The following is a 25,062-nucleotide window of genomic DNA, read 5'->3' on the forward strand; positions in this document are numbered from 1 at the left end:
GCGGACCTCCGCGGGGCGGGTCACAGCGCCCGGACCTTCGCGGCGGCCGCGACGGCGAAGTCGCGGACCCGCGGATCCGCCGCGGCCAGCCGGTCCCAGCGCGCCGCGAGGTCGTCGTACGACCACGCCGGCAGGCTGTCGAGGTGGCCGGCGTCGATCCGGCTGGCGGAATCGAGGCCGAGCGCCCAGTAGGTGGCCAGGGTGAGCCAGGCCAGCTTGGCCGTGGTCACGTGGCGGCGGAGCGAGACGTCGTCGGCGAGGCGCGGCCACAGCCGCACGACCTCCGAGCGCCAGGCCTCCACGATCGCGACGTCGAGGTCGGGGTCGTGGCCGTCCTCGGTGCAGTCCGGGTAGGTCAGCAGCGCGTAGGCCACGTCCAGCGCGCCGTCGCGGAAGCCGGCCCACTCGTAGTCCAGGAAGCGCACGGCGCCACCCACGACGTGGGTGTTGTCGGGACCGACGTCGGACGGGCTGAACGCTCGGAACGGCCCCTCGGTGAAGAGGGCGACCGCGGCGTCGAGCACGGCGCGCGCGGCATCGTCGACCCCGCCGACAGCGGCCGGCACGGCCTCGGCGGCGCGGGCGGCCTCGCCGGCGACCGGGTCGTGGCGCGAGTCCGTGTGCTCGCGGCGGGCGAGCACCGACAGGTCGCGCTCGCGGCCGTAGGTGCCGGCGTGCATGCGGCCGAGGGCCTGCGCCCAGGCGGAGAGCACCGTGGCGGCGCCCGACGACGGCGTGCGCCGCAGCAGGTCCCCCATCGTCTCGCCCTCGCCGAGGTCCTGGAGCACGAGGATGCGCTGCTCCGCATCGGACGCCAGGAGCTGCGGACCGGGCCGCGCGTCGACCGGCAGCGCGGTCGCGAACTTGTAGGCGGCGCCCTCGCGGGCGAAGGCCTCCGAGTGGTCCTTGTCAGTGTGGTCGGCGGCGCGCAACTGCTTGATCACGACGGACCGCGGCAGCAGCGGGTTGTTGTGCAGCACCCGCACGCGCATCACGAGCGTGCGGCCGGAACCACCCAGATCCTCGGGTTCCCCCAGGTCGACGGAGGCGCCGACCCGGCGACCCAGCAGGCCCTCCACCGCGGAAAGGGCCGCCCTCGTCGTCTCGTACCCCAGCGCGGTGACCATCACTTCCAACCTACCTCAGTCGGGCAGGGGCGCGACGTCCACGGAGACATGGATCTTCGATCCCTTCGATTCGGTGTAGATGACGCCGCGCAGGGGCGGAACGTCCTCGTAATCGCGGCCCCAGGCGACGGTCACGTGCCGCTCGTCGACGAACTTGTTGTTGGTCGGGTCGAACGGTAACCACGCGTCGCCGGGCAGCCATACGGCGGCCCACGCGTGGGTGGCGCCGGCGCCGACGACCCGGTCCTGGCCGGGCGGCGGCTCGGTCGCGAGGTAACCGGAGACGTACCGCGCGGCGAGGCCCTTGGACCGCAGGCAGGCGATCGCGACGCGCGCGAAGTCCTGGCAGACGCCCTCGCGGCGTTCCATCACGGTGCCGACGCGGGTCGAGACGTTCGTCGCGCCCGACTTGTAAGCGAAGTCCGTGTAGATCCGCGTGGTCAGCTCCTCGACGGCCTCCACCAGCGGCTTCCCGGGGGTGAAGATCGCGTCGGCGTAGGCGCGCACGGCGTCGTCGATCTCGGGCGGCCGCTGGTCGAGCCGGTACTGCGCGGCGAGCGCTCCCGCCTCGCCGACGGGCCGGGCCAACTCCCACGGCGCGAGCGCCGGTCCCTCGTCGGTGATCGCCCGGTCCAGCGGGTCCACCTCGACGAGGGACTCGCCGCGGACGAGGAGCCGGGTGTGCGGCGTGGTCACGTGGAAGTAGGTGTCGGTGTTGCCGTAGGCGTCGACGCCCTCGGAGCGGTCCGAGGGCTCGGGCCCGACGATGATGGCGTGCTCGTCGACCCGCTGGTCGGACAGCTCCCGCGGCGAGAGGTAGCAGCGCCCGAAGCTGGACGTGACCTCCGCGTCGTAGGTGTACGTGGTCTCGTGCACCACGCGGTACCGGCGGGTCCGGGAGTCCTCGGTGCGGCGCGAGAAACTCAGGCCCATGACTGCACCCCCACCCAGATCGGCCGTGCGGCGGCGGGCGGGGCGAACCGCGTCCGCTCGAGGACGTCGGAGACCTCCCGCACGCCCTCGTCGACGGCGTCCAGCAGTGCCTCGACCTCCGACCGCCGCCCGTCGACGATCGTCTCGGCGTCGTCGAGGTCGAACCGCCCCAGCTGCGCCAGGACCTCGCCGACGGTGCGCTCGCACGTCGCGCTGCGCAGCTCGTCGGGCAGCTGCGCCAGGTCGGCGGACAGGGCGGTGAGCGCGGCGACGAGCGAGCGCGGGTTGGTCGCGTCGAGGAACATCAGGTCGACGGCGGCGCCCGCGCGGAGGACGGCGCGGTGCCGGCGACGGTAGGTGACGGCGGACTCGCACGTCACGAGGTACGCGTCGAGCAGGCCCGCCTCGATCTCGGCGGGATTCTCGGGGACCACCATCGCCCGTGTGACGGCGGTGAGTTGCAGCGCGCGCTCGATGCGGCGGCCGGCGTCCATCATGAGCCAGGCCGGGTCCTGCACCAGCGATTCCCGGCCGAGGCCGGCGAAGGCCAGCAGCGAGACCAGGACCTCGCCGAGCGTCTGGTCGAGCTGCTCCCCCGCGTCGTCGCGGTCGGCCGCGAGCCGCCCGAGCGAGCGCTCGGCGCCGCTGAGCACCAGCCACGTGTCGGTCGACATCTGGTCGCGCACGGCCCGCAGGCAGGACCGCAGCCGCACGCCCGAGTGCGCGACGCTGCCCGGCACGTCGACGTCGAGGGTGAGACGGCGCAGGCGCGCGAGCACGTCCGTCTGCTCCGTGCCCTCCACGACGATCGGGCCGAGCTGATCGGTCACGGTGGCCTCGACGACGGCGTCGAGCAGCGGCTGCAGCACGTCGGCGCCCGCCTGCCACGGCCGGTGCCGGAACTCGCGGCTCCGGTCGTGCGCCATCGACAGCATCCGCACGGTGGCCTCGGCGCGCTCGGCGTACCGCCCGATCCAGAACTGGTCCGAGAGCACGCGCGGCGTCGCGACGGGGCCGCTCGCGGCGGCGCCGATCCGGCCCGAGCGGGGCGCGGTCGCCACCCGGGCGGGGGCGCGCAGCTCCTCCGACGAGGGCACCCATACGTCGCGGGCGGCCGACGAGTGCAGCAGGGCGCCGTCGGCACCGTCGACCAGCACCTGGCCGAGGCCGCCCGGCAGCACCGTGTATCCGGACTCCTGCGCGAGGGCGAAGGCGCGCAGGGCGAAGCCGCGCTCGGTGACGGCGCCGCGCTCGACGGCGGGCCGGCCGGTGAAGCGCACGAGCGTCTTGACGCACCACACCGTCGGGTCGGCGGCGATCCGTCGTCGCAGGTCGGTGGCCCGGTCCTCGGCGAGCGCCGCGCCCGCGAAGCGCTCGCCGGTGGCGAAGTTCAGCACGAGCCGGTCGTCGAGCGGGCCGTCGACCGCGGCGCGTCCTGCCGGGGTGGCGGCGTGCAGCGTCGGCGTGGACGGGAGCAGCAGGTCCTCGTCGAGCAGGTCGCGGCACAGCTGCGGCAGGTAGGCGTGCAGGGCGGGGTTCTCGAGGACACCCGAGCCGAGCGTGTTGACGACGGTGACCGCCCCGCGGGTCATCATCTCCACCAGGCCGACGACCCCGAGCTGCGAGTCCGTACGCAGGTCGAGGGGGTCGGAGAACTCGGAATCGACGCGCCGCAGGATCACGTGGACGCGCTTCATCCGGCCGAGCGAGCGCATGAACACGCCCCCGTCGCGCACCGTCAGGTCGGACGCCTCGACGAGCGGGAAGCCGAGGACCGACGCGAGGTAGGCCTGGTCGAAGGCGGTCTCGGAGAACGAGCCGGGGCTGAGCACGACGACGGTCGGGTCGTCGACGCCGGGCGGGGCCGCCTCGACCAGCTGGACGCGCAGGGCCGCCGCGAAGGACGCGACGGGACGCGGCGTCTCGGCCCGGAGCTCGCGCGGCAGGGCGCGGGAGGTCACCCGGCGGTCGGCGAGCGCGTAGCCCACGCCCGACGGGGCCTGGGTGCGGTCCGCGACCGCGACGTAGCCGGTCACCTCGTCGCCGGCCGCCTCCCCGAGGTCGACGCCGTGCAGGAACAGCGAGCGCGGGCCGGGCGACGGGACGCCGACGGCGCGCCGGATGAAGCCGGGGTGCGCGAAGAGCACCTCCGGCGGCACGGTGCCGCTGCGCAGGGTGCGTTGCTCGCCGTAGAAGTCCTTGAGGACCGCGTCGAGCAGCAGCGAGCGCTGCGCGACGCCGCGGGCGAGGGCGTCCCACTCCTCCGCGCCGAGCAGTACCGGCAGCGGGTCGAGCCGCCACGGTCCCGGTTCGGTCGCCGCCCCGGGGACGGCCGGGTCGTGGGCGGCGGGAAGGGCGTCGAGAGCGTTGTAGGTGATGCCCTCGTCGTCGATGAGGCCGCGGACCCGCGCGGAGAGCCGGCGCAGGCCGGCCGCGTCGAGGTCGCGGAGCGCGTCGATGCTCACAGGCCCACCTGCTCCCGCATGTCGCGCCACGCGGCGGGCCGCAGGACCAGCACGAGGACACCCGCGACAACGATGCCGACCAGGTTGATCGCGAGCTGCCCCGTCGATTCAAGGGCGCGCTGCCACTCCCCGACCGTCGCGGCGACCACGGCGTAGCCGGCGGCGGGCACCGTCGTGACGGAGATGAAGACGCCCACGAGGGCGGCCGACTTCGCGGTGACCATCGAGATCATGCCGGCGGCGCCGGCGAGCAGCGCGACGATGAGCGAGAACGGCCCGACGCGGTAGATGAAGTCGACCTGGCCCGCGGAGTCGAGGACGTCCACGGTGAACAGGTCGGCGGCGAGCGCCGCCTCCGCGCCCAGCCAGGTGCAAAGCATCGCCACGGGGAAACCGACCGACAGCGCGATCACCGGACGCATCGCGAAGTGCAGTCGACGCGTCGCGAGCGCCACCGCGATCGCGGCGAGCGGCCCGAACTCGGGCCCCACGACCATCGCGCCGACCACCGTGACCGGCGAGTTGGTCACCACGCCGACGGCGGCCAGCAGGACCGCGAGCACCAGGAAGGCCAGGAAGGTCGAGTTGAGCGTCGACTCCTCGCGGGTCCGGGCGGTCAGTTCCTCCCAGACCACGGCGTCCGACGGGTCGCCGGGCACCGCCTTCTCGGCCGCGTCCGCGGCATCGGAGAGCACCGTGTCCAGCGTCGAGACGGTGACGGCGCCGTCGGCGGGGATGCCGAGCTCCTCGAGGCCCTGCAGCACGCGGTGCGCGGCCTCCCGGGTGACCTCCGCGCTGAGCACGTCGCCCGCGGGGACGAGCGACGTGCCGGGCGCCAGCGTGATGTGGGTGACGCCCGGCCGCGACCGCAGCAGCGCGAGCACCGCATCGGTCCGATCGGGCGGGCTGATCACCCGGATGTGGCGCACGCGGCTACTTCTGCTCGGCGCCCTGGTCCGCCGCGGCCTGCTCCGGCTTCTTCGGCTTGGCGTCCATGCCCGACTCGCGGCGCTGCTGCACCGTGATGGCCGCGGGCGCGTCGGTCAGCGGGTCGACGCCGCCGCCCGACTTCGGGAACGCGATGACCTCGCGGATCGACGGCGCGCCGGCCAACAGCGAGACGACGCGGTCCCAGCCGAAGGCGATGCCGCCGTGCGGCGGGGCGCCGTAGGAGAAGGCGTCGAGCAGGAAGCCGAACTTCTCGCGGGCCTGCTCCTCGTCGATGCCCATGATCGCGAACACGCGCTCCTGAACGTCCTTGCGGTGGATACGGATCGAGCCGCCGCCGATCTCGTTGCCGTTGCAGACGATGTCGTAGGCGTAGGCCAGGGCGCTGCCCGGGTCGGTGTCGAAGGTGTCGACCGACTCCGGCTTGGGGCTGGTGAAGGCGTGGTGCACCGCCGTCCAGGCGCCGTCGCCCACGGCAACGTCGCCGGAGGCGGTCGCATCGTCGGCCGGCTCGAACAGCGGGGCGTCGACGACCCAGGTGAAGGCCCAGTCGCCCTCCTTGATGAGGCCCAGCTTGTCGGCGATCTCGCCGCGGGCCGCGCCCAGCAGGGCGCGCATCGTCTTGGTGGGGCCGGCGGCGAAGAAGACGCAGTCGCCCGGCTCGGCGTGCACGTGCGCGGCCAGGCCGGCGCGCTCGTCGTCCGAGAGGTTCTTGGCGACGGGGCCGGTCAGCTCGCCGTCCTCGCCGATCAGCACGTACGCGAGGCCGCGGGCGCCGCGCTGCTTCGCCCACTCCTGCCACGCGTCGAGCTGGCGACGGGGCTGGCTCGCGCCGCCCGGCATCACGACGGCGCCGACGTACGGCGCCTGGAAGACGCGGAACGGCGTGTCCTTGAAGTACTCGGTGCACTCGACGAGCTCGAGGCCGAAGCGCAGGTCCGGCTTGTCCGAGCCGAAGCGGCGCATGGCCTCGGCGTAGGTCAGGCGCGGGATCGGGGTGGGGATCTCGTGGCCGATGAGCGACCACAGTGCCTTGACGATCTGCTCGCCGAGGGCGATCACGTCCTCCTGGTCCACGAAGCTCATCTCGATGTCGAGCTGGGTGAACTCGGGCTGCCGGTCGGCGCGGAAGTCCTCGTCGCGGTAACAGCGCGCGATCTGGTAGTACCGCTCCATGCCGGCGACCATGAGCAGCTGCTTGAACAGCTGCGGGCTCTGCGGCAGCGCGTAGAAGGTGCCGGGGCGCAGGCGCGCGGGCACGAGGAAGTCGCGGGCGCCCTCCGGGGTGGAGCGGGTCAGCGTCGGCGTCTCGATCTCGGTGAAGTCGTTGAGCGCGAGGATGTTGCGCGCCACCGCGTTGGCCTGGCTGCGCAGCTTGATCGCGGCCGCGGGGGCCTCACGACGCAGGTCCAGGTAGCGGTACTTCAGGCGCGCCTCCTCGCCCGGCTCCTCGTCGAGCTGGAAGGGCAGCGGCGCCGACTCGTTGAGCACGATCAGCTCGGTCACGTTGACCTCGATGGCGCCCGACGGCAGGTTCGGGTTCTCGCTGCCCTCGGGCCGCTTCTCGACGGTGCCGGTCACCAGCACGCAGTACTCGGAACGCAGCCGGTGCGCCTGCTCGGCGACGTCCGACTCGCGGAAGACGACCTGGGCGACGCCGGAGCTGTCGCGCAGGTCGATGAAGATCACTCCGCCGTGGTCACGCCGACGCGCCACCCAGCCCGCGAGGGTGACGACGGTGCCGGCATCCTCTGCACGCAACGATCCGGCCAGGTGAGTGCGCAGCACTTTCGGGGTGTCCTTTCGACGGGGAATCTTCGAGCGCCTGTCATGCTACGGGGCGAACCGGTTCACGATCTCACCCCTGTCATGGAATGCTGTGCGCATGACCTTTCGGGATGACAGCGACCTCAGCGGCGGCAACGTCAGCGCGGGCGGAGGTGGCGGCCTCGGCCGCGGCATGGTGATCGGCGGCGGCAGCATCGGCACGGTCGTGATCGGCCTGATCATCTACTTCCTCACCGGGAGCACCGGTGGTGTCCCGCAGCAGTCCCAGCAGGGCCAAGGTTCCGGTCAAGGCATCAGCGCCGGGCAGGAGCAGGTCAATCGCGACCTCGCGGCCTGCAAGACGGGCGCCGACGCGAATAAGAACACCACCTGCCGCATCAAGGCGACCACCATCTCACTCGACAAGGTGTGGCCGACCGTCCTGCGCGGCTACCAGCCCCCGCGCGGCGGGACCAAGATCATGCCCTCGGACGCACAGTCCATCAACACCGCCTGCGGCGTGGCGAGCGCCGACACGGGTCCGTTCTACTGCCCGAGCGACCAGGTCGCCGTGTTCCAGCTCGACTTCATGGATCGCGTGATCAAGAAGATGGGCGGCACCAACGCGCCGTTCTCGCAGGAGTACATCGTGGCCCACGAGTTCGGCCACCACGTGCAGACCCTCCTCGGCGACATCAACAAGGCCCAGCAGGGCCGCGGCGCGCAGGGCGGCTCAGTCCGCGTCGAGCTGCAGGCCGACTGCTACGCCGGCGTCTGGGCAGCCCACGCCGACAAGGGCGACGACGCGATCCTCAAGCCGCTGACGCAGGAGGAGATCTCCGAAGCGATCACCACGGCGCAGGCCATCGGCGACGACACGATCCAGCGCAACGCGGGCCGCAACGTCAACCCCGAGTCCTTCTCGCACGGTACGTCCGAGCAGCGCGTGCGGTGGTTCTCGCAGGGCTACCGCACCGGCGCCCCGGCGCAGTGCGACACCTTCAGCGGCAACATCTGACGATCACGGATAGCCGAACCGGCGCTCAATGGCCGACAACCTTTGGTACGTTTGTTTGGGAAATCAACTAGACACGAGGGAAGGTTAGAATCATGAAGATGATTTCGGCTCGCAGTGTTCTGATCGGGGCTGTGGTTGCCATCTCCATGGGCACAATCAGTTCAGCCACATCCTTTGCCGACACTGAGAAATACGTACCATGCGGTGGGACGCCTTGCGATGGCAACTTCCAGATCCCATATTGGGTGCCCGGCGACACCCCGCTTGAGGCCGTCTACGGACCGTCAGACGTCAGCGCTGGCGGAAACTGAGTTGGAGGGAGCACTCGGTCCAATGCGTTGAGAATCACCCCCAAGTGCAGCCGCAAACCTGGCATTCAAGCGTCGAGTGACCGCCACGCCGCCCACTCTCACCCCGATCGATGCGCTGGACAACCAGTTTGTGCACCGTCCAGCCGATCCGATCGAGACCACCGCGGTCCTCGCCCCGAATCAGACGCCGACCGGGTGACCGCGGACGCGCTTCGCCAGCGGCTGGGCGTGGAGATCGACCTGGCCGAGGTAGACGGACCGTCGGGGATCTCAACGTGATCCCGCTGCAGGCGATCTAGGACCCTCACGACGGTGCTGACTCCGGCGCAGTCGGCGAACCTGGCCCGCTACTTCGCGGTCGCGCGCGCGGATGATCGTGGCCGCGGGCGCCGCGCTCATCGCGCTCAAGGAGACCTTCGAGCTCGCGCACCACATGCATTGGGGCACTCCCGGATTCTGGGCGCTCACGGCCGTGGCCCTGCTCTGCATCGCTGCGCTGAACGGCGCCGCGTCGGCGTACTCCGATCGCCGCGACCGCAGGCACTGAGCGGTGCGCGAACAACCCGATCCCCTTCCGGCCACGATTCCCCTAACCTCGGGGCATGGCTGACACCACTCCCACCCCCACGCCGATCGACGCCCTGGCGGACCGTCTGGCCCTGCGGCTCGCCGAGGTCGATCCGATCGAGGCCACCGCGGTGGGGATCACCGACTTCGACGACCGGCTCACCGACTTCTCCCCTGCGGGCGTCGCCGCCAGGATCGTCGTCGCGCGCGAGACGCTCGCCGAGCTCGCAACACTGACGCCGGAGTCGGACGCCGACAGGGTCACCGCGGACGCGCTACGCGAGCGGCTCGGCGTCGAGATCGAGCTCGCGGACGCGGGGCGGACCGTCGGCGACCTCAACGTCATCGCCTCCCCACTGCAGGCGATCCGCGACGTCTTCGACCTCATGCCCGACGGGGACCCGCGCCTCGCGCCGCGCCTCGCGGCTGTGCCGCAGGCGGTCGAGTCGGCCGTCTCCGGCCTGCGGGCCCGCCTCGCCGACGGGGCCTGGCCCTTCCCCGCGCTCCAGGTCCGCGAAGTACTAGCGCAGGCCCGCGAGGCAGGCGAGCAGGTCGCGGCCAACGCCGCTCGGGCGGCCGACGTCGCGCCGGGCCTCACCGATGAGATCCGCGCGTCCTTCAGCCGATTCGCGGAGGTGCTCGAGACCGAGATCGCCCCCTCGGCGATCGCCGTGGACCAGCCCGGCGGCCTCGGTGTCGGGCGGGAGGCGTACCCGCTCCACTCACGAGTGTTCCTGGGCACGGCCGTCGATCTGGAGGAGACCTACGCCTGGGGCCGGCAACTCCTCGCCTCGATCGTCGCCGAACAGAACGAGGTGGCGGCCCGCCTGTACCCGGGCGCGACCGTCGCGGAGGCCCTGGCGAGGCTCGACACCGAGCCGCGGTACGCGCTGCAGGGCACCGACGCTCTGCGCGAGTGGATGCAGCGCACGTCGGACGAGTCGGTGGCCGCGCTCGCGGGCGCGCACTTCGACATCCCCGCCGAGCTGCATCACCTGGACTGCCGGATCGCGCCGAGCAGCAACGGCGGGATCTACTACACCGGCCCGTCCGCGGACCTCACCCGGCCGGGCTCGATGTGGTGGTCCGTGCCGCCCGGTGTCACCGAGTTCCACACCTGGCAGGAGAAGACGACCGTCTATCACGAGGGCGTGCCCGGCCATCATCTGCAGATCGGGCAGGCCGTGATCGCGCCGCTCAACCGGTGGCGCAAGCTCTACTCGTTCACCTCCGGCCACGGCGAGGGATGGGCGCTGTACGCCGAACGCCTGATGCGCGACCTGGGATTCCTCGACGACGACGGCGACCTCATGGGCATGCTCGACTCCCAGCGCCTCCGCGCGGCGCGGGTCGTTCTCGACATCGGCGTGCATTGCGACTTCGAGGCGCCCGCCGAGGTCGGCGGCGGGGCTTGGACCTACGACAAGGGCTGGGCCTTACTCCGCTCGCACGTCGCCATGTCGGACGAGCAACTGCGCTTCGAGTACCACCGCTACCTCGGCTGGCCCGGGCAGGCACCGTCGTACTCGGTGGGCCAGCGCGTGTGGCAGCAGACCCGCGACGCCTACCTCGCCGCGCACCCCGGATCGACGGTCAAGGACTTCCACCGCGACGCCCTGGCGCTCGGCGGCATGGGCCTGGACACCCTGCGCGCCGCGATCGTCTGAGCGTCAGCGGGGCACGAGGACCGGGAGGACGGCGGTGCGGATCCCGACGGTGACGGGCAGCTCCTGCAGGTAGTCGCCGTCGGCGTGAACGGGGATCGGGCGGTCGGCGCTGACGACGACTTCCTGGCCGCTGAAGGTCAGGACCTCGGCCCGCGCGACGTGGGCGCCGGTCTTCGCCTCCCCCATCGCGCTGATGAGCTTGAGCTTGTTCCCGGCACCGTCGACGGCGAGCACCTCGATGCGGCCGTTGTCGGACGCCGCGGCGGGGACCATGTGCAGGCCGCTGCCGTACCAGCCGGAGTTGGCGATCACCACCATGTGCACCGGGCCCTCGTGGACGGCACCGTCGACCTCGATCCGGAAGGCGGCGGGCTTCCAGCGGAGCGCGGCGATCGCCGGGGCGAGGCGGTACGCGAGCGGCCCCATCCAGCGCAGCTTGTTGATCAGCTCGGTGGCCACCGAGTCCAGGCCGACGTAGACGTTGCCGACGGCGATCTCGCCGCCGACGGTGAGCACGTCGAGGTCCTTGCGGCGGCCGTCGGTGAGCACGTCGGCGATGGCCGACGCCTCGTCGGGAATGCGCAGGTGGCGGGCCATGTCGTTGCCGCGGCCCGCGGTGACGATGCCCATGGGTGCGCCCGGCACGCGGAGGACGCCGGTGGCGACCTCGCGGATCTGGCCGTCGCCGCCGACCGCGACAGTCAGCGCGCCCGACGCGGCGGCCTCCTCAGCGAGCCGCCGCGCGTCGGTGCTCGACGTCGACTCGACGACGTCCGTGGAGACGTCCCGGCGGGCCAACTCCTCGGCGACGGCGGCCCACCGGGTGCGCGCGATCCCGCCGCCCGAGATCGGGTTGAGGACGGCGATGACATCCGTGGCGGTCACGGGAGCAGGATCCCGGGGTTGAGCACGCCCTGCGGGTCGAGGGCCTCCTTGACCGCACGGAGCGCGGTCACCTGCACGTCGCCGACCTCCTCCAGGTAGGTGGCGCGGTGGTCCGTGCCGACGGCGTGGTGGTGCGTGATCGACGCTCCCGCGGCGCGGATCGCGGCGTTGGCGGCGGCCTTCGCGGCACCCCACTGGGCCAGTGGATCTTCCAGAGCCTTCGCGATCACGGTGAAGTACAGCGAGGCGCCGGTCGGGTAGACGTGCGAGATGTGGCACATGACCACGGCCGGCGTGCCCTGCTCGCCGAGGGCGGTGGTGAGCGCGGCGGTGACGTCGGCCTTGAGCCGGTCGACGTTCGACCAGAAGGTGACGGTCTCCAGCGTCTCGACGAGCGCGCCCGCGTCGAGCAGCGGGTCGCGCAGGTACGGGCCGCGGAACCGCCCGGCGCGCCAGGCCTCCCCCGGCTCCGCGCCGAGGAACTCGCCGCCCAGCTCGATCAGGCGCGCGGAGACGTAGCCGTCGCGGCAGTCGACATCGGGCTCGTCGCCCTCGAAGCCCACCACCATCAGGCACCCGCCGACGGCCGCCTGACCGGCGGCCCCGGGGTTCGCGAGGTTGAGGCCGGTCTCCGCCTCGTCGGACAGGCGCAGCACCGTCGGGCGGACGGAGCTCTGGGCCAGCACGCGCATGGCGTTCGCGCCGGCCGCGAAGCCGGGGAAGCGCCAGCCGTAGAAGCGGCGGACCGTCGGGACGGGGTGCACCCGGACGCGGACGGCGGTGACGACGCCGAAGGCGCCCTCGGAGCCGAGGAAGAGCTGTCGCAGGTCGGGGCCGGCGGCGGACTTGGGGGCGGTGCCGATCTCGGCGACGCCCTGCGGCGTGGCGACGGTGAGCCCGACGACCATCTCGTCGAACCGGCCGTAGCCGATCGAGGACTGCCCGGCGGACCGCGTCACGGCGCAGCCGCCGACGGTGGCCCCCTCGTAGGACTGCGGGAAGTGGCCGAGTTCGTAGCCGTGCTCCACGAGCAGGCGCTCCGCCTCGGGCAGGCGGGTCCCGGCTGCGAGCGTCGCGATCTGAGAGACCGCGTCGAGGCCGATCAGGCCGGACAGGCCGCGCAGGTCCAGCGCGACGACGGGGCGGGTGCGCTCGGGCGCGAGGCCGCCGGTGACGGACGTGCCGCCGGCGAACGGGCTGAGCGTGAGGTCCTTGGCCGCACACACGGCGAGCACCTCGGCGACCTGCTCCGCGGTCGCCGGAACGACGACCGCGTCGGGCGCGTCGGAGGTGTCGCCGGCACGGAACTTCAGCAGGTCCGGCGTGGAGTAGCCGCGCAGGTGCGCGAGCCGGGTAGCGTCGTCGGTGGCGACCGTCACACCCGTCTTCTGCAGGGCCGCGAGGGCCCGGCCGGAGACGCGCGACGGCATGAGGAAGGGCTGCTCGGGCTCCCCGGGACCGCCCTCGATGCCGAGCATCGTGAGGGCGCCGAGCACCGACTCGGACAGGTGCATGGGGTTCGCGGGATCACCCCAGCGGCCGGGCTCGAAAGCGACGACGGGCAGATCCACCTCGGACGAAGTCATGATACATTTGTACACATGATGTCGCAGGATCTCAATCCTCGGGGAACGTCCACGCGCGGACCCGCCAACGCCGTCGACGACGAGCTGATCCTCGACGCCGCGCGCGACCTGATGGCCACCATCGGCATCCGCCGCACCACGATGGCCGACGTCGCCCGCACCGCGCAGGTCTCCCGCGCCACGCTCTACCGCCGCTACCCGAACGTCCAGGCCCTGGCCGCCGCCGTGACCACGCGCGAGTTCGTCGCCGCGCTCACCGGCGTCGGCCTGTTCGACGGCGCCACCGGCCGCGAGACCGTCGCGCGCACCGTCGTGCACGTGACCGCGGCTGCCCGCTCGCACCCGCTGCTGCGCCGCATCATCGAGCTCGATCCCGAGTTCCTCATGCCCTACCTGCTGCACCGCACCGGCCGGACGTCGCGCGCCCAGCTGGAGGCCATCACCGGCGGGATCGCCGCCGGCCAGGCCGACGGCAGCATCCGCGCCGGCGAGCCCGCCGAGCACGCGGCCGTCGTGCTGCAGCTCGCGTGGTCGTCCGCGCTCACCGGGCCCGTGTTCACCGAGTCCGCCGACCTGCTCGACGCCCAGCTCTTCGACCTCATCGACCGGTACCTCGCGCCGTGACCGCCACCGTCGAGTCGATCGATCCCGCCTCCCGGCTCTCCGCCGCCCGCCGCTCCGCCGACCTCGCCGCACTGACGGCCGACCCCTCCGTTGACCTGCTTGTCATCGGCGGCGGGGTCACCGGCACCGGCGTCGCGCTCGACGCCGCGAGCCGCGGCCTGCGCGTCGCGCTGGTCGAGAAGCACGACCTCGCGTTCGGCACGAGCCGCTGGTCCTCGAAGCTCGTGCACGGCGGCCTGCGCTACCTCGCCTCCGGCGCAGTCGGGATCGCCTACGAGAGTGCCGTGGAACGCGACGCCCTGATCCGGGTGATCGCTCCGCACCTCACCCGGCCTCTCCCCCAGGTGGTTCCACTCCTCGGCGACGTCCGGCGCCGCGACGCCGCGCTCACCCGGGTCGGCTTCCTCGCCGGGGACGCGCTGCGCCTGGCCGCCCACACCCCTTCGTCCGAGCTGGCCCGGTCGCGCCGCATCTCCGCGGGAGAGGTCATCGCGATGGCCCCCACCGTGCGTCGCGCGGGCCTGCGGGGTGGCCTCCTCAACTGGGACGGCCAGCTCACCGACGACGCCCGGCTCACCGTGGGCATCGCCCGCACCGCCGCGAGCCACGGCGCGGCGATCCTCACCCACTGCGCCGCCTCGCAGGTCACGGGCACCGCCGCCACGATCACCGACGAGCTGACCGGCCATTCGGTGACCGTCCGCGCGAAGGCCGTGGTCAACGCGACCGGCGTGTGGTCGGGCACCGTCGACCCGGCGATCGCGTTGCGGCCCAGCCGCGGCACGCATCTCGTGTTCCGGCAGGAGACGTTCGGCGGGCTCACCGCGGGCCTGACGGTGCCCGTGCCCGGCGCCTTCGGTCGGTACGTCTTCGCGCTGCCGCAACCGGACGGGCGCGTCTACGTGGGCCTCACGGACGAGGAGGCCGACGGTCCGCTGCCCGACGTGCCGACGCCGTCCGACACCGAGATCGACTTCCTGCTCGCGACGGTGAACCTGGCCCTCGGCACGCCGCTGACCCGCGACGACGTCGTCGGCACCTTCGCCGGTCTGCGCCCGCTGCTCGATTCCGGCGAGGGGCGGACGGCCGACGTCTCCCGCAAGCACGCGGTGCTCACCCGCGGCGACGGCCTCGTGACCGTGGTCGGCGGCAAGCTCACGACGTACCGCCGGATGGCGGAGGACGCCGTCGACGCCGCCCTCGCGGCATCGGGCCTGACCGCCGGCCCCTGCGTCACCCGGACGCTGCCCCTGGTCGGCGCCGCGACGCGGGACGCCCTGCGGCGCGTCGACGCCCCGGAGCGGCTGGTCCGAGCCTACGGCACCGAGGCTCCCGTCGTCGTCGCGCTCGGCGCGGCCGACCCGGCGCTCGCCGCGCCGGTCGCCGACGGCACCGAGATCACCGGCGCGGAGCTGGCCTTCGGCGCGCTCGTCGAGGGCGCGATCACGGCCGAGGACCTGCTCGAGCGCCGCACGCGCCTAGCGCTCATCCCGGAGGTCGCCGCGGCGGCGACGGGTGCCGCCAGGCGCGCCCTCACCGCTCAGTGACGGTGTGCCGGAACGTTCCACGCCGGTAGCCGGTCCGGGTACTCCACCCACGCTGCCGGCCCCTCGGCGACCTCGTCGTCGGTGAGCAGCGCGCGGTCGAGCAGGGCCCGCATCCGCTCGGCGTCGAGGCGCACGCCGATGAAGACCAGCTCCTGCTGCGGCGCACCGTCGACCTGGGACCAGTAGGCGGCGGGCTCGATGGTGAGGTTCGGCCCGGCCTGCGACCAGACGCCCACCAGGTCGGGACGGCTCGCGATCCAGCAGAAGCCCTTGCTCCGGAGCACCGCCCGCACCTCCGCCAGCGACTCGAGCAGCCGCTGCGGATGGAACGGCCGGTCGGCCCGGTAGGCGGTCGAGGAGATGCCGTACTCCTCCGTCTCGGGCGTGTGGCCGCCAATCACCTCGTCGTCCCATCCGGCGACAGACGACGCGGCCTCGTGATCGAACAGGCCGGTGCCGATCACCTCGGCGACCGCGATCTCGCCGCGCGGCAGCGGCCGCACCCGCGCCCGTGGATTGAGCCGCCGCACGGTCGCCTCGACCGCGCCGCCGGCCGCGGCGGAGACCAGATCCAGCTTGCTGATGAGCACGACGTCGGCGAATTCGACCTGGTCGATGAGCAGGTCGGCGATGGACCGCTCGTCGCCCGCGGCCGCGCCGAGGCCGCGCTGCGCGAGGCTGGAACCGCGCGCGATCTCGCCGAGGAACGTGCTGGCGTCGACCACGGTGACCATCGTGTCGAGGGCGGCGAGGTCGCCGAGACGGCTGCCGTCGTCGAAGGTCCAGTCGAACGTCGCGGCCACGGGCATGGGCTCGGAGATGCCGGTGGATTCGATGACGAGGTGATCGAAGCGGGGCAGCCCCTCGGGGGTGCGCTGGCGCGCGATCGCCCCGACGGCGTCGACGAGGTCCTCGCGCAGGGTGCAGCAGATGCACCCGTTGCTGAGCTCGACGAGCTTCTCCTCGGTGCGATCGAAGCCGCCGAGATCGACCAGCGCGGCGTCGACGTTGACCTCGCTCATGTCGTTGACGATCACCGCGACGCGCAGGCCGTCGCGATTGGTGAGCAGGTGGTTGAGGAGCGTGGTCTTGCCGGCGCCGAGGAAGCCGGAGAGGACGGTGACGGGCAGTGGGGCTGAGTCGGTCATGCCACTAATAGTAATCGTTTTCATTAGTGGCGCGAGGGCGGCCCCGTCACTCGCCGCCGTAGTGCACCGACATCGCCGGGAAGTAGTCGCCGAAATCGGGTGTCGCACTGCCGGTCTCGGCGGCGACGAGCGCGTCGAGGTAGTACTCCCAGCCCGGCCCCACCTCCGTGGCGTTGGCCGCGGCATCGAGGTGGTGGACGAACGTCAGCCGGGTGCGGTCACCGTCCCGCTCGACGAGCGCCTCGAGGTTCCACTCGCCGTACTCGTCCTTGGAGTGCACGCCCAGCCTGCGGGGCGGCTCGCACGCCGTGATGGTCATCGGCATGACGGGAGCGCCCTCCTCGAAGCCCATCGTCACCTGCACGACGGATCCGACGCCGGGCTCACCCGTCCAGGGGCCGAACCACCGCGCCGTCCGCTCCGGCTCCGTGATCGAGGCCCAGACGTCGTCGACGCCCGCGTCGAAGTACCGCTCGAGAATCAGGTCGCGTCCGCCGTCCGTCGGCTCCACGCGCCCCGTCGCCTGCTTGGTCATGCCGTTCCCCGTTCTCGTGGTCCGTCGATCTCAGTGGTCCCGCCCGCGGCGCGGGCGTGGTCGCGCCGGGTGCGGCGCACCTCGGTGTCCAGCGCGGGCGAGGCGAGCAGGCCCGCGAGCCGGGCGGGGCCGCGAACCCGCGCCAGCCAGCCGTCGACTTCCTCGAGAGCGGCGAGCCGCAGCGCGTACGAGCGCTCGCGCCCGTCCTCGCCCGACGGTCCGCCCTCGACGACGCCCGCGTCGCGGAGCACGCGCAGATGCCGGCTGACAGCCGGCCGGCTGATGTCGAACTCGGCGGCGATCTGCCCCGCGGTCATCGGAGCCGCGCTCAGCAGCAGCACGATCCGCCGACGCACCGGGTCGGCGATGGCCGCGAAGACGCTCACCTCAGAAGCGTAACGCATTGGTTACGCACCTGTCTAGAAGAGCGACTCCTGCAGGTCCGGCGCGGCGGAGCCGTGGACCCGCGGGGTGCGCGGCGCACGCTGCGGCGGGCTCGCATACGGATCCTCCAGGCGCAGCAGCCCGAACTCCTCGAGCATCGGCGTGACGCGGGCGCGCAGGTGCGTGCGGTAGTCGGCCGAGACCCGGCCGGTGGAGCCGTACAGCTGGCGGTAGCGCCGCACCAGCATCGGATGATTCTCCGACAGCCACCCGAGGAACCAGTCCCGGTACCGCCCCGTGAGATTCAGCGCCATGACCGAGGCGCTGGCCGCCCCGGCATCCGCGAGCGCCGCGATCAGCGCACGCAGCGAGACGGCGTCGTCAGTGAGATACGGCACGACCGGCGCGACCATCACGTGACAGTCGAAGCCCGCGTCCGCAATGGCCCGAATGAGCTCCAACCGGGCCTCGGGCTTCGGCGTCCCGGGCTCGAGCGAGCGCTGCAGCTCAGGATCGAGCAGCGCCAGCGACACCGACAGCTGCACCGGCACGCGCGTCGCGGCCGTGGTGAGCAGCGGCAGGTCGCGCCGCAGCAGCGTGCCCTTGGTGAGGATCGAGATCGGCGAGCCCGCGCCGGCCAGCGCCCCGATGACGCCGGGCATGAGCCGGTACCGGCCCTCGGCGCGCTGGTACGGGTCCGTGTTGGTGCCGAGCGCCACCGGCTCGCCCTTCCACGACGCGCGGCGCAGCTCCTTCTTGAGCACCGAGACGAGATTCGTCTTCACCACGATCTGCGAGTCGAAATCGCCGCCGGCATCGAACTCGAGGTACTCGTGGCTCGACCGGGCGAAGCAGTACGTGCACGCATGGGTGCACCCGCGGTACGGATTGACGGTCCAGGAGAAGGGCATCGCCGAGGACTCCGGCAGCTTGTTCAGCGCACTCTTGCAGAGCACCTCGTGAAAGGTGATGCCCTCGAACTCGGGCGTCGTGACCGTGCGCCCCACGCCCTCGAGGCCGGGCAGCGCACGCACGCCCGAACCGGCATCACTCAGCAGCTGACCGTCCCATCGCACACCGCTAGTCGAACATTTTGTTCGAGCGCAGTCAAGCGTTCGAACACCGCGCGTCTACCACGGCGGCCGGGCGATCTCGTCCACCTCGTCGGCCGTGAAGACCAGCTCCTCGGCGCCGCCGACCTCCCGCGCGATCCCGGCCGCGCGGAACAGCGGGCGGTCGCGCATCGGCGTCGACGAGGCCTGCGACCTGGACTGTTCCGCGAGCACCCGCCCGATGTCACGCACCTCCGCGCGACGGTTGCGGTCCAGCGCCTCCGCGAGCCGGCGGGTGCCCAGCATCGGCAGCTCGCGGCCGCGCACCCGGCCCCGGCCGGGCCCCTCGTACAGGGCGACCGGGAGGCGCACCGTCGTCCTCCCGTGCCGGATGCGCAACGACACCTGGGCGAACCGCGCCACCTCGGCGACGAGGTCGACCTCGTCGGCGTCCATGAGGTTGACCCGCTGCGTGCGCAGCGTCCGCCGGGTGAGCACGCGGTGATCGAGCACCACGCGCCGCCGCGCGACGCCGAGGTACCCGCCCAGGCCCGGCGCGGCACCGGCGAGCAGCACCGCGGTGCCCCACACCGGGCCCGCCACAACGGTCACGACGACGGCGACCACGACGGTAACGAGAAGCCCCACCGCCACCGCGCGGCGCACCTTCGGCAGCACCACGCGGGGCGGGATCAGATCCACATCGACGGCGTCCTCCGCGCTCAGCTCCCGCGGGTCGCGGGCGCCGGGCTCGGCGGGACTGGACGACACGCGGGCTACCCTGCGCTCTCGGCGCTCTCGGTCACGATCACGTCCACGACGGTATCGATCGGGAGCGCGCGCTGCTCCCCCTTCGCCAGATCCTTGACCATGACGACGCCCTGCTCGAGCTCCGCATCACCCAGGATCAGCGCGAAGCGGGCGCCCGAACGGTCCGCGGCCTTCATCGCGCCCTTCATGGCGCGGTTCCCGTAGGCCATGTCGGCCGCGACGCCGGCCAGGCGCAGGCGGCCGAGCAGCGGCACCATGGCGTCGCGCGCGGCGTCCCCGAGCGGCACGCCGAAGGCCACCACGCGGGGCGCCGCCGGTGCGCGCTTCCCCTCCGCCGTGAGCGCCAGGAGCGTGCGGTCGACGCCGAGCCCGAAGCCGACGCCGGTGACGCCCTCGCGGCCGCCGAGCTGCTCGACGAGGCCGTCGTACCGGCCGCCGCCGCCGATGCCCGACTGCGCGCCGAGGCCGTCGTGGACGAACTCGAAGCAGGTCTTGGTGTAGTAGTCGAGCCCGCGGACCAGCCGCGGGTTGACCACGTAGGGCACGCCCAGCGCGTCGAGGTAGCCGAGCACCTTCTCGAAGTGCTCCTTCGGCTCCGCCGTGAGGTTGTCGATCATGAGCGGCGCATCGGCGGTCATCGCCTTGACCTCGGGCCGCTTGTCGTCGAGCACCCGCAGCGGGTTGATCTCGGCGCGACGCCGGGTCTCCTCGTCGAGGTCGAGCGCGAAGAGGAACTCCTGCAGCTTCTCGCGGTACTGCGGGCGGCACGTCGCGTCGCCGAGGCTCGAGACCTCCAGCCGGAAGCCGTCGAGCCCGACGCTGCGGTAGGCCCGGTCCGCCACGGCGATCACCTCGGCGTCCAGCGCCGGGTCGTCCACGCCGATGGCCTCCATGCCCACCTGCTGCAGCTGCCGGTAACGCCCCTCCTGGGGACGCTCGTAGCGGAAGAACGGGCCCGCGTAGGCCGCCTTCACCGGCAGCTGGCCGCGATCGAGGCCGTGCTGCAGCACCGCGCGGACCACGCCCGCGGTGCCCTCGGGGCGCAGCGTCACCGAGCGGTCGCCGCGGTCGGCGAAGGTGTACATCTCCTTCGCGACCACGTCCGTCGACTCGCCGACGCCCCGCGCGAACAGCGTGGTGTCCTCGAAGATCGGCAGCTCGATGTAGCCGTATCCCGCCTCGGCGGTCGCCCGCAGCAGCGCGGTGCGCACGGCGAGGAAGTCGGCGGAGCTGTTCTTCTCCCCCGACGGCACCGGGATGTAGTCGGGAATGCCCTTGGGAGCCTGGAAGCTACCGGCGCTCACAGTCCGTATCGTCCTTTCCGCTCACCCGGCGTCTGCGTGCCGGTGAGGCCCTGCAGGAACGGGTTCGACGCCCGCTCCCGTCCGATGGTGGTGGCGGGGCCGTGCCCGGGCAGGACGACGGTGTCGTCGCGCAGGGGCAGCAGCTTCGCCGCGATGGATTCGAGGAGCCGCTCGTGGCTGCCGCCCGGCAGGTCCGTCCGGCCGATCGAACCCTGGAACAGTACGTCGCCGTCGAAGGCGACGGTGACGGTCTCGCCCTCGACAGGGGTTCCGGCACCGTCGACGGCGGGGGCCTCGACGGTGAAGACGATCGAGCCCGCGGAGTGGCCCGGCGCATGGTCCACGCCGAACGTGATCCCGGCGAGGGTGACGGGCTCGCCGTCGACGAGGTCGATGACCTTCTGCGGCTCGACGAAGACCTGGTCGCCGATCATCGCGCCGAGCGCGGCGCCGATGCCGACGGCGGGATCCGCGAGCATCGCCCGGTCGCCGTCGTGGATGTGGACGGGGATGCCGTACTCGTCGGCGAAGGGCTGCGCGGTCCACGTGTGGTCGAGGTGACCGTGCGTGAGCAGGACCGCGACCGGGTTCAGGCGATGCTCGGCCAGCAACTGCTTGAGCGGCGCGACGGCGTCCTGACCGGGGTCGATGACGACGGCGTCGGAGTCCGGACCGGCCGCGACGACGTAGCAATTGGTCTGGAACACCCCCGCGGGGAATCCGGTGATCAGCATCCGACCATTGTGGCACCAGACCCGGTGACGGCGTCTATCAGGTTTAGCTGGCAGACTTGGCGATCAGTTGTGCCCGCCGGATGTCGGTAATGAGGAGGTCGTCACACCGTGCCGAGCAATGAAGAGCGCCGCCAGGCAGCCCGCGAGAAGCTGGCCAAGCAGAACGAGCGGCGTGAGTCCGACGCGCGCAAGCGCAAGGTGAAGGCCATCGGAGCAGGTGTCGCCGTGGTGGCGGTGGCCGCCGTCGTGGCCGCCTACATCTGGGTCCCGGCGGGTCCCCGCGCTCCCCTGCGCGTGGCCGCGGAGAACAAGTACAAGTCGCTCCACGTGACCTGTGACTTCGGCGACCGCGACCCCGCGGCCGATGCGCGCAAGAACCTCGACGCGCAGAAGAAGCAGATCGCGACGATGCGTACCCAGATCGCCGACGCGCAGAAGCGCCTGCCGACGATGCCCGCGGATCAGCAGGCCTCCTTCAAGCAGCAGATCGACGCGGCGATCGAGCAGACCGACGCCTCGGAGAAGACGATCGCGGAGGCGGAGAAGCAGCTGCCGCAGCTGGACAGGCTCGCCGAGCGCAACAAGTCGCTCACCAAGCCCGAGGGCAAGGACGTCCCGAACACCGGCACCATGACGGGCACCATCACCACCAACGCGGGCCCCATCGGCTTCGAGCTCGATCGCTCGAAGGCGCCGTGCAACGTGGAGACCTTCGTCGCACTGATGCAGGCCAAGTTCTTCGACGCCACGACCTGCCACCGCGAGACGGCCAGCGAAGCCGCCGACAAGAAGAGCGGCCTCTACGTGCTGCAGTGCGGCGACCCGTCGGCCACCGGCCTCGGCGGCCCGAGCTGGACCTCGCCCGACGAGGCGCCGAAGTTCCTCAAGCCGGCGACCGCGGAGGCCAACCCGATGGCGGCCTCGCAGAACGTGATCTACCCGGCCGGGACGATCGCCGTCGCGAACGCGAACCAGCAGTCGAACCCGCAGACGGGCCAGGAGGGCACCTACAACACGGGCTCGAGCCAGTTCTTCCTCGTCTACAAGGACACCACGCTGCCCGCGAACTACTCGGTGATCGGCAAGACGGATGACGCCGGCCTGACCGTGCTGCAGATGATCGCGAAGAAGGGCATCGTCCCGAAGCCGGGCGACCCGGCCCCGAAGCCGGGCACCCCCGTCACCGACGGTAAGCCCAAGGACCCGGTGAACATCACCACCATGGCCCTCGCCGGCCAGTAGTCCGACGTACGAGGAAGGCCCCCGCTCCGGCGGGGGCCTTCGTCGTTCGGGGCGCGCCGCGACCGTGCGGTGCCGGCGGAACGCTACTGCGCCGAGGTCACACGGTAGACGTCGTAGACGCCCTCCACGTTGCGCACGACGTTGAGCACGTGCCCGAGGTGCTTCGGGTCCCCCATCTCGAAGGTGAAGCGCGACACGGCGACCCGGTCGCGCGACGTGGTCACCGAGGCGGAGAGGATGTTGACCTTCTCGTCGGCGAGCACCTTCGTCACGTCCGAGAGCAGGCGGTGCCGGTCGAGCGCCTCGACCTGGATCGCGACCAGGAACACCGACGACGCGGACGGCGCCCACTTCACGTCCAGGAAGCGCTCGGGCTCCTTGCGGAGCTCGGCGACGTTGGTGCAGTCGGTGCGGTGCACGCTGACGCCGCCGCCGCGGGTCACGAAGCCGACGATCTCGTCGCCCGGCACGGGCGTGCAGCACTTGGCGAGCTTCGCGAGCACGCCCGGCTGCCCGGTGACGAGCACGCCCACGTCGGTCGTCGCGGTCGGACCCGAGATCGTCGACGGGGTGCTGCGCTCGGCCAGCTCCTCCGTCGCCTCCTCGATGCCGCCCAGCTGCTCGAGCATCCGCTGCACGACGGTGTGCGCGGACACCTGGTGCTCGCCCACGGCCGTGTACAGCGCGGAGACGTCCGCGTAGCGCAGTTCCTTGGCGATCCCCGCCATCGACTCCGCGTTCGTCAGGCGCTGCAGTGGGAGGCCCGAACGGCGCACCTCCTTGGCGATGGCGTCGCGGCCGTTCTCCAGCGCCTCCTCGCGGCGCTCCTTGGCGAACCACTGCCGGATCTTGGCCTTGGCCCGCGGGGAGACGACGAACGTCTGCCAGTCGCGCGACGGGCCCGCGCTCTCGGCCTTGCTGGTGAAGACCTCGACGACCTCGCCGTTCTCGAGCTTGCGCTCGAGCGCCACGAGCCGGCCGTTGACGCGGGCGCCGATGCACCGATGACCCACCTCGGTGTGCACGGCGTAGGCGAAGTCCACGGGGGTGCTACCCGCGGGCAGCGTGATCACGTCGCCCTTGGGGGTGAAGACGAAGATCTCCTTGACCGCGAGGTCGTAGCGGAGCGATTCGAGGAACTCCCCCGGGTCCGCGGCCTCCCGCTGCCAGTCGAGCAGCTGGCGCATCCACGCCATGTCGTCGACCTCGGTCAGGTCCGAGCCCTTGGCGCCGCCGCCGGAGCGCCCCTTGGTCTCCTTGTACCGCCAGTGCGCGGCGATGCCGAACTCGGCGGTGCGGTGCATCTCCCGGGTGCGGATCTGCACCTCGAGCGGCTTGCCCTCCGGGCCGATCACCGTGGTGTGCAGCGACTGGTAGACGCCGTAGCGCGGCTGCGCGATGTAGTCCTTGAACCGGCCGGCCATCGGCTGCCACAGCGAGTGGACCACGCCGACCGCGGCGTAGCAGTCGCGCACCTCGTCGCACAGGATCCGCACGCCGACCAGGTCGTGGATGTCGTCGAAGTCGCGGCCCTTGACGATCATCTTCTGGTAGATCGACCAGTAGTGCTTGGGCCGTCCCTGCACGTCGGCGACGATCCGCTGGGCCGACAGCGCGCCGTTGATCTCGGCGCGCACGGCCGCCAGGTAGGTGTCGCGCGACGGTGCGCGGTCGGCGACGAGCCGCACGATCTCGTCGTACTTCTTCGGGTGGAGGATGGCGAAGGCCAGGTCCTCCAGCTCCCACTTCACCGTCGCCATACCCAGGCGGTGCGCGAGCGGCGCGATCACCTCGAGGGTCTCGCGGGCCTTGCGGGCCTGCTTCTCCGGCGGCAGGAAGCGCATCGTGCGCATGTTGTGCAGCCGGTCCGCGACCTTGATCACCAGCACCCGCGGGTCGCGGGCCATCGCGATGATCATCTTGCGGATCGTCTCGGCCTCGGCGGCGTTGCCGAGCGCCACCTTGTCGAGCTTGGTGACGCCGTCCACGAGGTGCGCCACCTCGGAGCCGAACTCGGCGGTGAGCTGCTCGAGCGTGTACCCGGTGTCCTCGACGGTGTCGTGCAGCAGCGCCGCGACCAGCGTCGTGGTGTCCATGCCCAGCTCGGCGAGGATCGTCGCCACGGCCAGCGGATGGGTGATGTACGGGTCGCCCGACTTGCGCATCTGGCTGGCGTGCCGCTGCTCCGCGACGTCGTAGGCGCGCTCGATCAGCGCGACGTCCGCCTTCGGATACACCTCCCGGTGCAGGGCCACCAGCGGTTCCAGGACCGGCCGGACGTGGTTGCGCGTGCCCGTCATCCGGCGGGCGAGGCGCGCCCGGACCCGGCGGGTGGTCGAGCCCGTCGTCTCGAGGTTGGGCGGGGCCGGCTGCGACGAGGCGACAGGCGTACCCGCGGAGTCGGAACCCTGAGACTGCAGCGACATGGTGCCTCCCCGCCCGGACGA

General features: G+C 72.2%; 21 protein-coding genes. 6 read left to right on the forward strand and 15 right to left on the reverse strand.

Annotation, left to right across the window (positions count from 1 at the left end; all coding sequences use genetic code 11):
• Nucleotides 1-20 precede the first annotated feature (20 nt).
• Genes WFK95_RS08175 through aspS form a run of 5 tightly spaced genes read right to left on the reverse strand, consistent with a single transcriptional unit; the run spans nt 21 to nt 7,261 of the window.
• On the reverse strand, nt 21-1,127 hold the full coding sequence (locus WFK95_RS08175; protein ID WP_224645013.1) for a hypothetical protein: 1,107 nt from the start codon (nt 1,125-1,127) through the stop codon (nt 21-23).
• 15 nt (nt 1,128-1,142) lie between these two features.
• Nucleotides 1,143-2,060 (reverse strand): transglutaminase family protein, encoded by a 918-nt coding sequence (locus WFK95_RS08180; protein WP_224645012.1) that lies wholly within the window; start codon nt 2,058-2,060, stop codon nt 1,143-1,145.
• A complete protein-coding gene (locus tag WFK95_RS08185) occupies nt 2,051-4,525 on the reverse strand; it encodes a circularly permuted type 2 ATP-grasp protein (protein ID WP_336670412.1) in 2,475 nt (824 codons plus the stop codon). Before WFK95_RS08185 ends, WFK95_RS08180 begins: the two co-directional genes overlap by 10 nt.
• Entirely contained in the window at nt 4,522-5,454 is a 933-nt protein-coding gene (locus WFK95_RS08190; protein ID WP_336670413.1) for a DUF389 domain-containing protein, read from the reverse strand. Before WFK95_RS08190 ends, WFK95_RS08185 begins: the two co-directional genes overlap by 4 nt.
• A gap of 4 nt (nt 5,455-5,458) precedes the next feature.
• The gene (aspS, locus tag WFK95_RS08195) at nt 5,459-7,261 is read right to left on the reverse strand and encodes an aspartate--tRNA ligase (RefSeq protein WP_336670414.1); all 1,803 of its coding nucleotides are present in this window, start codon (nt 7,259-7,261) and stop codon (nt 5,459-5,461) included.
• Nucleotides 7,262-7,358: 97 nt separating this feature from the next.
• Here aspS and ypfJ point away from each other — a divergent pair, with 97 nt between their 5' ends.
• The 3 genes from ypfJ (at nt 7,359) to WFK95_RS08210 (ending at nt 10,803) form a co-directional block, all read left to right on the forward strand.
• Nucleotides 7,359-8,258: a KPN_02809 family neutral zinc metallopeptidase gene (ypfJ, locus tag WFK95_RS08200; protein ID WP_336670415.1), complete on the forward strand. Its 900-nt coding sequence runs from the start codon at nt 7,359-7,361 to the stop codon at nt 8,256-8,258.
• A gap of 681 nt (nt 8,259-8,939) precedes the next feature.
• A complete protein-coding gene (locus WFK95_RS08205; protein WP_336670416.1) occupies nt 8,940-9,116 on the forward strand; it encodes a hypothetical protein in 177 nt (58 codons plus the stop codon).
• Nucleotides 9,117-9,171: 55 nt separating this feature from the next.
• The gene (locus WFK95_RS08210; RefSeq protein ID WP_224645006.1) at nt 9,172-10,803 is read left to right on the forward strand and encodes a DUF885 domain-containing protein; all 1,632 of its coding nucleotides are present in this window, start codon (nt 9,172-9,174) and stop codon (nt 10,801-10,803) included.
• Nucleotides 10,804-10,806: 3 nt separating this feature from the next.
• On the opposite strand, the gene WFK95_RS08215 is transcribed toward WFK95_RS08210, so the two are convergent.
• Nucleotides 10,807-11,688, reverse strand: coding sequence for a diacylglycerol/lipid kinase family protein (locus tag WFK95_RS08215; RefSeq protein WP_224645005.1), 882 nt, complete (start codon nt 11,686-11,688; stop codon nt 10,807-10,809).
• Entirely contained in the window at nt 11,685-13,274 is a 1,590-nt protein-coding gene (locus WFK95_RS08220; protein ID WP_336670417.1) for an FAD-binding oxidoreductase, read from the reverse strand. The genes WFK95_RS08215 and WFK95_RS08220 overlap by 4 nt, the downstream gene beginning before the upstream one ends.
• Nucleotides 13,275-13,289: 15 nt before the next feature.
• On the opposite strand from WFK95_RS08220, the gene WFK95_RS08225 reads away from it, so the two are divergent.
• On the forward strand, nt 13,290-13,898 hold the full coding sequence (locus WFK95_RS08225) for a TetR/AcrR family transcriptional regulator (protein WP_224645003.1): 609 nt from the start codon (nt 13,290-13,292) through the stop codon (nt 13,896-13,898).
• On the forward strand, nt 13,895-15,445 hold the full coding sequence (locus WFK95_RS08230) for a glycerol-3-phosphate dehydrogenase/oxidase (protein WP_336670418.1): 1,551 nt from the start codon (nt 13,895-13,897) through the stop codon (nt 15,443-15,445). Before WFK95_RS08225 ends, WFK95_RS08230 begins: the two co-directional genes overlap by 4 nt.
• Here the strand turns inward: WFK95_RS08230 and WFK95_RS08235 are convergent.
• From WFK95_RS08235 to WFK95_RS08265, 7 genes are read right to left on the reverse strand one after another with little or no spacing between them, the layout of a single operon-like run.
• Nucleotides 15,439-16,593, reverse strand: coding sequence for a GTP-binding protein (locus WFK95_RS08235; protein WP_336670419.1), 1,155 nt, complete (start codon nt 16,591-16,593; stop codon nt 15,439-15,441). The genes WFK95_RS08230 and WFK95_RS08235 overlap by 7 nt on opposite strands.
• Nucleotides 16,594-16,639: 46 nt before the next feature.
• Complete coding sequence (locus WFK95_RS08240) at nt 16,640-17,128, reverse strand: SRPBCC family protein (protein ID WP_224645000.1); 489 nt, start codon at nt 17,126-17,128, stop codon at nt 16,640-16,642.
• Entirely contained in the window at nt 17,125-17,514 is a 390-nt protein-coding gene (locus tag WFK95_RS08245) for a metalloregulator ArsR/SmtB family transcription factor (RefSeq protein WP_224644999.1), read from the reverse strand. The genes WFK95_RS08240 and WFK95_RS08245 overlap by 4 nt, the downstream gene beginning before the upstream one ends.
• 33 nt (nt 17,515-17,547) lie before the next feature.
• Nucleotides 17,548-18,588 carry an Rv2578c family radical SAM protein gene (locus tag WFK95_RS08250; protein WP_336670420.1) on the reverse strand — a complete coding sequence of 347 codons (1,041 nt, stop codon included), beginning with the start codon at nt 18,586-18,588 and terminating at the stop codon, nt 17,548-17,550.
• A 54-nt stretch (nt 18,589-18,642) separates the two neighbouring features.
• Complete coding sequence (locus WFK95_RS08255) at nt 18,643-19,335, reverse strand: hypothetical protein (RefSeq protein WP_224644997.1); 693 nt, start codon at nt 19,333-19,335, stop codon at nt 18,643-18,645.
• Between the two features lie 5 nt (nt 19,336-19,340).
• Complete coding sequence (hisS, locus tag WFK95_RS08260) at nt 19,341-20,639, reverse strand: histidine--tRNA ligase (protein ID WP_336670421.1); 1,299 nt, start codon at nt 20,637-20,639, stop codon at nt 19,341-19,343.
• On the reverse strand, nt 20,636-21,373 hold the full coding sequence (locus WFK95_RS08265; protein ID WP_224644995.1) for an MBL fold metallo-hydrolase: 738 nt from the start codon (nt 21,371-21,373) through the stop codon (nt 20,636-20,638). Before WFK95_RS08265 ends, hisS begins: the two co-directional genes overlap by 4 nt.
• Before the next feature lie 108 nt (nt 21,374-21,481).
• Between WFK95_RS08265 and WFK95_RS08270 the strand changes: the two genes are divergently transcribed.
• On the forward strand, nt 21,482-22,615 hold the full coding sequence (locus tag WFK95_RS08270) for a peptidylprolyl isomerase (RefSeq protein WP_224644994.1): 1,134 nt from the start codon (nt 21,482-21,484) through the stop codon (nt 22,613-22,615).
• Nucleotides 22,616-22,698: 83 nt separating this feature from the next.
• Here the strand turns inward: WFK95_RS08270 and WFK95_RS08275 are convergent, their stop codons facing one another.
• Nucleotides 22,699-25,041, reverse strand: coding sequence for a RelA/SpoT family protein (locus tag WFK95_RS08275; protein WP_224644993.1), 2,343 nt, complete (start codon nt 25,039-25,041; stop codon nt 22,699-22,701).
• Nucleotides 25,042-25,062 lie beyond the last annotated feature (21 nt).

Source organism: Tsukamurella sp. USMM236 (genome assembly GCF_037148755.1).
Classification (GTDB): domain Bacteria; phylum Actinomycetota; class Actinomycetes; order Mycobacteriales; family Mycobacteriaceae; genus Tsukamurella.

Excerpts from the sequence above, each read along its gene's own strand:
- WFK95_RS08175 (WP_224645013.1), bottom strand. The coding sequence starts at position 1,127 with ATGGTCACCGCGCTGGGGTACGAGACGACGAGGGCGGCCCTTTCCGCG.
- WFK95_RS08240 (WP_224645000.1), bottom strand. The coding sequence starts at position 17,128 with ATGACCAAGCAGGCGACGGGGCGCGTGGAGCCGACGGACGGCGGACGC.
- WFK95_RS08205 (WP_336670416.1), top strand. The coding sequence starts at position 8,940 with ATGATCGTGGCCGCGGGCGCCGCGCTCATCGCGCTCAAGGAGACCTTC.
- WFK95_RS08210 (WP_224645006.1), top strand. The coding sequence starts at position 9,172 with ATGGCTGACACCACTCCCACCCCCACGCCGATCGACGCCCTGGCGGAC.
- WFK95_RS08235 (WP_336670419.1), bottom strand. The coding sequence starts at position 16,593 with ATGACCGACTCAGCCCCACTGCCCGTCACCGTCCTCTCCGGCTTCCTC.
- WFK95_RS08225 (WP_224645003.1), top strand. The coding sequence starts at position 13,290 with ATGATGTCGCAGGATCTCAATCCTCGGGGAACGTCCACGCGCGGACCC.
- WFK95_RS08275 (WP_224644993.1), bottom strand. The coding sequence starts at position 25,041 with ATGTCGCTGCAGTCTCAGGGTTCCGACTCCGCGGGTACGCCTGTCGCC.
- WFK95_RS08220 (WP_336670417.1), bottom strand. The coding sequence starts at position 13,274 with ATGACTTCGTCCGAGGTGGATCTGCCCGTCGTCGCTTTCGAGCCCGGC.
- WFK95_RS08180 (WP_224645012.1), bottom strand. The coding sequence starts at position 2,060 with ATGGGCCTGAGTTTCTCGCGCCGCACCGAGGACTCCCGGACCCGCCGG.
- ypfJ (WP_336670415.1), top strand. The coding sequence starts at position 7,359 with ATGACCTTTCGGGATGACAGCGACCTCAGCGGCGGCAACGTCAGCGCG.
- WFK95_RS08265 (WP_224644995.1), bottom strand. The coding sequence starts at position 21,373 with ATGCTGATCACCGGATTCCCCGCGGGGGTGTTCCAGACCAATTGCTAC.